Annotated in this window: 4 protein-coding genes and 1 pseudogene; 3 read left to right on the top strand and 2 right to left on the bottom strand. The window is 69.1% G+C overall.

Going from position 1 to position 4976, the window contains the following annotated elements; translation table 11 throughout:
• Nucleotides 1-385 (top strand): annotated as a pseudogene (locus tag ACIKT0_RS12875) (FUSC family protein); the annotation flags it as partial.
• Here ACIKT0_RS12875 and ACIKT0_RS12870 read toward each other — a convergent pair.
• Nucleotides 382-792, bottom strand: coding sequence for a diacylglycerol kinase (locus ACIKT0_RS12870; RefSeq protein WP_407105725.1), 411 nt, complete (start codon nucleotides 790-792; stop codon nucleotides 382-384). The pseudogene ACIKT0_RS12875 and the gene ACIKT0_RS12870 overlap by 4 nt on opposite strands.
• A gap of 62 nt (nucleotides 793-854) precedes the next feature.
• Nucleotides 855-2405: a putative bifunctional diguanylate cyclase/phosphodiesterase gene (locus ACIKT0_RS12865; protein WP_407105724.1), complete on the bottom strand. Its 1551-nt coding sequence runs from the start codon at nucleotides 2403-2405 to the stop codon at nucleotides 855-857.
• A 238-nt stretch (nucleotides 2406-2643) separates the two neighbouring features.
• Here ACIKT0_RS12865 and rimP point away from each other — a divergent pair, with 238 nt between their 5' ends.
• Together rimP and nusA are read left to right on the top strand one after the other, a co-directional pair.
• On the top strand, nucleotides 2644-3309 hold the full coding sequence (gene rimP, locus ACIKT0_RS12860; protein WP_407105723.1) for a ribosome maturation factor RimP: 666 nt from the start codon (nucleotides 2644-2646) through the stop codon (nucleotides 3307-3309).
• A 6-nt stretch (nucleotides 3310-3315) separates the two neighbouring features.
• Nucleotides 3316-4929, top strand: coding sequence for a transcription termination factor NusA (gene nusA, locus ACIKT0_RS12855; RefSeq protein ID WP_183395056.1), 1614 nt, complete (start codon nucleotides 3316-3318; stop codon nucleotides 4927-4929).
• Nucleotides 4930-4976: the final 47 nt, after the last annotated feature.

Genomic DNA, 4976 nt, shown 5'->3' with positions numbered 1-4976 from the left:
CGCTGCGGAGGCCAGGGCGGCGCTCGCCAGAACGCTGTGGCGGGTGCGCAATGACGCGGTCGCAGTGGACCGGGCGCTCGCGACCTCGAATGCTCCGCGCGACCTGCTGGGGCCGGCCGCGGACGACATGATCCTGGCGGCCGCCGATATGTTGGGGGAGATCGCCGCGGGACGCTCGTCCGCCCAGGCCCGCGCGCATCTGGAGGCGCGGCGCGCTGAGCTCGAAGGCGCCGTCTCCCGTCTTCGCGACGGCGGCGCGTCGGTGGATATCGGGGCCGCAGTGCCCGCCATGGGCCTTGTGTTCGCGCTGCGTAACCTCGTCGGCAACCTGGGCGACCTCGCCGACCGACTCGGCGAGGCGCATGACGCGAACGCCGGAAGCTAGTCGACGCTGGCGCCGCCGGCGACGAGCCACTCGGGCTTGAACCAGCGATCCGCCTCGCCGTCATAGGGCAGGCGGTTGATGTCCCAGTGCCGGATGAACGGCGCGTAGACGTCCCAGGCCTTGGGGCCGCCGCCCATGTAGACCACGCGGCCGCGGAACTGCCTCAGGACCTCGCGGGGATCCATGTGGGAGCGGATCACGAAGGTCGTCATCTGCTTCTTCGCCCAGTCCGGCACCGCGCCGATGGTCGTCGGACCGGCGATCAGCACATGACCGCGCGTGATGTCGAAGAAGCGGGCGACGTCGGCGGTGAACTCGGGCCGCTGGTCGCCCTCCCAGGGAAGGTGGCCGTTGAGGCCGAGCTGGCCGCGGAGGCCGATGGCGCAGATCGCGCGGACGTCAGGCATGGGGCTTCCTCCGTAAGCCGGAAACGGATGCGCGGCGGAACGCGCCTCAGGCGTTTATCAGGTTAGCCAGCGTAGCTCTCGCTGCGATGGCCGCCCATGACCATCGCGCGGGCCTGCTCGGCCGAGACCGGCGAGCCGATCAGCTCGCCCTGGGCCTGTTGGCAGCCATGGCGCGCGAGCGCCTCGGTCTGCGCCTTCGTGGCCACCCCGTCCGCGATCACGGAGAGATCAAGCCCCTGGCCGATGCCGATCAGGGTGCGGACCATCAGGGCCGCCTGGCGGTCGTGCTCCATGGCCGCGACGAAGCTGCCGTCGATCTTGATGCCGTCGAGCTTGAGGCGCTGCAGGTTCCTGAGGTCCGAATAGCCGGTGCCGAAATTGTCCGCCACGATCGAAATGCCGGCCGCCCGTAACGGCGTGATCAGGCTCTCGGCGGCTTCGGCGTCGCGGATCAGCGCGCCCTCGTCGATTTCGAGCTTCAGCCGCTGAGGCGGGAGCCCGGCCTCGCGCAACGCCGCGAGGATGCGGTCGGCGAAGCTCCTGTCCCGCAGCAGGGGGCCCGGAACGTCGAAAGACAGCCTGATCTCGTCCGGCCACGCAGTCGCGGCTTCGCAGCTGCGGCGAAGCAGCTGTTCGGTGAGGCGCGGCAGAACGCCGGCCTCTTCCGCGATCGGCGACAGTCGGTCGGCCGAGATCTCGCCGAACTTCGGGTGGGACCACAGCGGCGACGCCTCGAACGCCGCGATGCCGCCGCCGATGCGGGCGACGGGCTGGAACCGCAGCGCGACCTGATCACCCTCCACGGCGTTGCGGATGGCGCGCTCCAGTTCGTCGCGCTGCTGCAGGCGCAGGTCCATCGCAGGCTCGAAGAAGCGGATGCTGGAGGCGGGCTCCGCCTTCGCGCGATAGAGCGCGACGTCGGCCTTCCGGACGAGTTCATCGCCGGTGGTCGCGTCCTGGGGCGCGAGGGCCACGCCGATCCCCAGGCCGATCGCATGGCTTCCGCTCGACGTCACGACCGGTTCGTCGAGGCTCTCCAGGACCCGGCGCGCGATGTTGGCCGCGCCCTCCGACCCTTCCACGTTCCGCGCGAGGATGACGAACTCGTCGCCGCCAAGCCGCGCCACCAGATCCTGGTCGCGAACCGCCCGCAGCAGCCGCGCGCCGATATGCACCAGCACCTGGTCTCCCGCCGGATGACCGTGGAGGTCGTTGATCTTCTTGAACCCGTTGAGGTCGATCATGAGCAGCGCGTGCGCCTCGGGCGGCGCTGGCAGCGCCAGCAGCGCGGCCTTCAGCGCCTCTTCGAAGCGGCGCCGGTTCGGCAGCCCTGTCAGCGGATCCTGCACGGCGAGCCTCATCACCTCCTCCTCCGCGGCGATCCTCAGCTCGTTTTCACGCTTGTGGTCGCGGGCGCGCCTCCAGAAGAACGTCAGGACGGCGAGCATGCTCAGGGTGGACAGAGCCATGAGCTCGTCGAGGTCCACCTTCTCCTGCGCTTTCGTCTCCCCTCCCAGATGTCGGAAGACGTCGACCTCGAACGCGAAAAGCGTCGCGGCCGCGAGCAGCGCGAGCAGCAGCCCGCCATCCAGAATCCTGACCTTGTGTCTCACGAGGAAGGCTTTTCCTTTGCTCCGTGCGCGGTGCAGGCCGGTCATGGCATAATCCAATGAAGCCGCCGAGCTTCCGATCCCGGCATTAACGCGGGGTTGCGCGGCCGCTCGGGGGCGCGGGCCTTGCGATCTCCGGGCGCGGAGCGTATATCACGGTCATTCAAGACATCGTCGACTGGCTCGTAAGAGCCCTTCGAGGGTGGGTCCACCAGGGCCCGCTCCAAAACCATTTAGGCTCATGGCAGACGGTTTCCCGCTCGACACCGAAAGTCCGCTCGACGAGCCGCGGCTCGTGACGGAGAGCGGCGTTGACGCTCGCGTCGCCGCTATCGTCGCCCCGACGCTGCTCGATCTCGGCTTCCGGCTCGTCCGGGTGAAGAGCTCGGGCCGGGACGGCTATACGCTTCAGATCATGGCGGAGCGCGCCGACGGCACGTTCACGGTGGACGACTGCGAAGTCGCCTCCAAGGCGATCTCGCCGGTGCTCGACATCGAGGATCCGATCGAGCGCGCCTACAATCTCGAGCTCTCGTCCCCGGGCATCGACCGCCCCCTGGTCAGGGTCTCGGACTTCGCGCGCTGGGCCGGGCATCTCGCCAAGGTTGAGATGGAGGTTCCGGTCGATGGGCGGAAGCGCTTCAAGGGGATCATCGAGGGGGCGGAGGGCGTAAACGCCATCCTGCGCCGCGACGACGCCAAGAAGGACGAGCCCGTGCGCGTGGCGCTGCCGATCGCGGACATCGGCGAGGCGCGGCTCGTGCTCACGGACGATCTCATCCGCGAGGCGCTGCGCCGGGCGAAAGCCGCCGGCCGCGCGCCGGACGACGCTGCCGACATCCCGGAGACGGATGACGGACATAACGACGGGGACGGTCAGAAGTCCGCCTCGAAAGGACGGAGGTGACGTGACATGGCGGTGAGCGCCAACAGGCTCGAGCTTCTGCAGATCGCCGAAGCCGTCGCCCGCGAGAAGGTGATCGACAAGGCCATCGTGCTTGAGGCGATGGAGGACGCGATCCAGAAGGCCGCGCGTTCCCGCTATGGCCAGGAGACCGAGATCCGCGCCGAGATCAACCCCAAGTCGGGCGAGATCCGGCTGTCGCGGCTGATGCTGGTGGTCGATCAGGTCGAGAACGACAACATCGAGATCTCGGTCGAGGACGCGCGCCGCAAGAACCCCGCCGCGCAGGCCGGCGACTACATCGCCGAGACGCTGCCGCCCTTCGATTTCGGCCGCATCGCCGCCCAGTCGGCCAAGCAGGTCATCGTCCAGAAGGTCCGCGATGCCGAGCGTGACCGGCAGTACCAAGAGTACAAGGATCGCATCGGCGATATCGTGAACGGGCTCGTGAAGCGGGTCGAGTACGGCAACGTCGTCGTCGACCTCGGCCGCGGCGAGGCGATCGTGCGCCGCGACGAGCTGCTTCCGCGCGAGCTGTTCCGCGTCGGCGACCGCGTCCGGGCCTATGTCTACGACGTCCGCCGCGAACCGCGCGGACCGCAGATCTTCCTGTCGCGCACGCATCCGCAGTTCATGGCGAAGCTGTTCGCTCAGGAAGTGCCGGAAATCTATGACGGCGTGATCGAGGTGAAGGCGGTCGCCCGCGACCCCGGCTCGCGCGCCAAGATCGCGGTGATCTCGCGCGACTCCTCCATCGACCCCGTCGGCGCCTGCGTCGGCATGCGCGGCTCGCGCGTCCAGGCGGTCGTGCAGGAGCTGCAGGGCGAGAAGATCGACATCATTCCGTGGTCGCCCGACGCCGCGACCTTCATCGTCAATGCGCTGCAGCCAGCGCAGGTGGTGAAGGTCGTGCTCGACGAGGACAGCGCCAAGATCGAGGTCGTGGTGCCCGACGACCAGCTGTCGCTGGCGATCGGCCGTCGCGGCCAGAACGTGCGCCTCGCCTCTCAGCTCACCGGCTGGGACATCGACATCCTGACGGAGGCCGAGGAGAGCGAGCGTCGCCAGAAGGAGTTCCTGGCGCGCACGCAGACCTTCATGGAGGCGCTCGACGTCGACGAGACGCTGGGCCAGCTGCTGGCGGCGGAAGGCTTCACGTCGGTCGAGGAGGTCGCCTATGTCGACCTCGGCGAGCTGGCCTCGATCGAGGGCTTCGACGAGGACATGGCCTCCGAGATCCAGAACCGCGCGCAGGACTATCTGGCGCGCATCGAGGCCGAGCACGACGAGAAGCGCCGCGAGCTTGGCGTCGCCGACGAGCTCAGGGAAGTCCCGGGCGTCACGACCGCGATGCTGGTCGCCTTCGGCGAGCACGACATCAAGACCGTCGAGGATCTCGCAGGCTGCGCGACCGACGACCTGGTCGGCTGGATCGATCGCTCGGGCCCCGAGGCGCGCCGCGAGGCGGGCGCGCTCGACGGCTTCGAGATCTCGCGCGACGAGGCCGAGCACATCATCATGCAGGCGCGCGTGAAGGCGGGCTGGATCGACGAGGCCGACCTGGCGCAGCCCGAGGAGGAGGCGCCGGCCGATGAGGGAGCGGCCGAGCCTGCCGGCGCGTGACGAGAGCGCTCCAGGGGCGGAGCGCGAGGACGATCGCGCCGCCCCCG

This window comes from Hansschlegelia beijingensis (assembly GCF_045505405.1).
Taxonomy (GTDB): Bacteria; Pseudomonadota; Alphaproteobacteria; order Rhizobiales; family Methylopilaceae; genus Methylopila; species Methylopila beijingensis_A.
Note: the sequence above shows the minus strand (reverse complement) of the source record. Positions and strands in the feature narration are given on the sequence as shown.

Bases quoted from the DNA above. Each gene is read 5' to 3' on its own strand.
- ACIKT0_RS12870 (WP_407105725.1), bottom strand. From the start codon at position 792: ATGCCTGACGTCCGCGCGATCTGCGCCATCGGCCTCCGCGGCCAGCTC.
- nusA (WP_183395056.1), top strand. From the start codon at position 3,316: ATGGCGGTGAGCGCCAACAGGCTCGAGCTTCTGCAGATCGCCGAAGCC.
- rimP (WP_407105723.1), top strand. From the start codon at position 2,644: ATGGCAGACGGTTTCCCGCTCGACACCGAAAGTCCGCTCGACGAGCCG.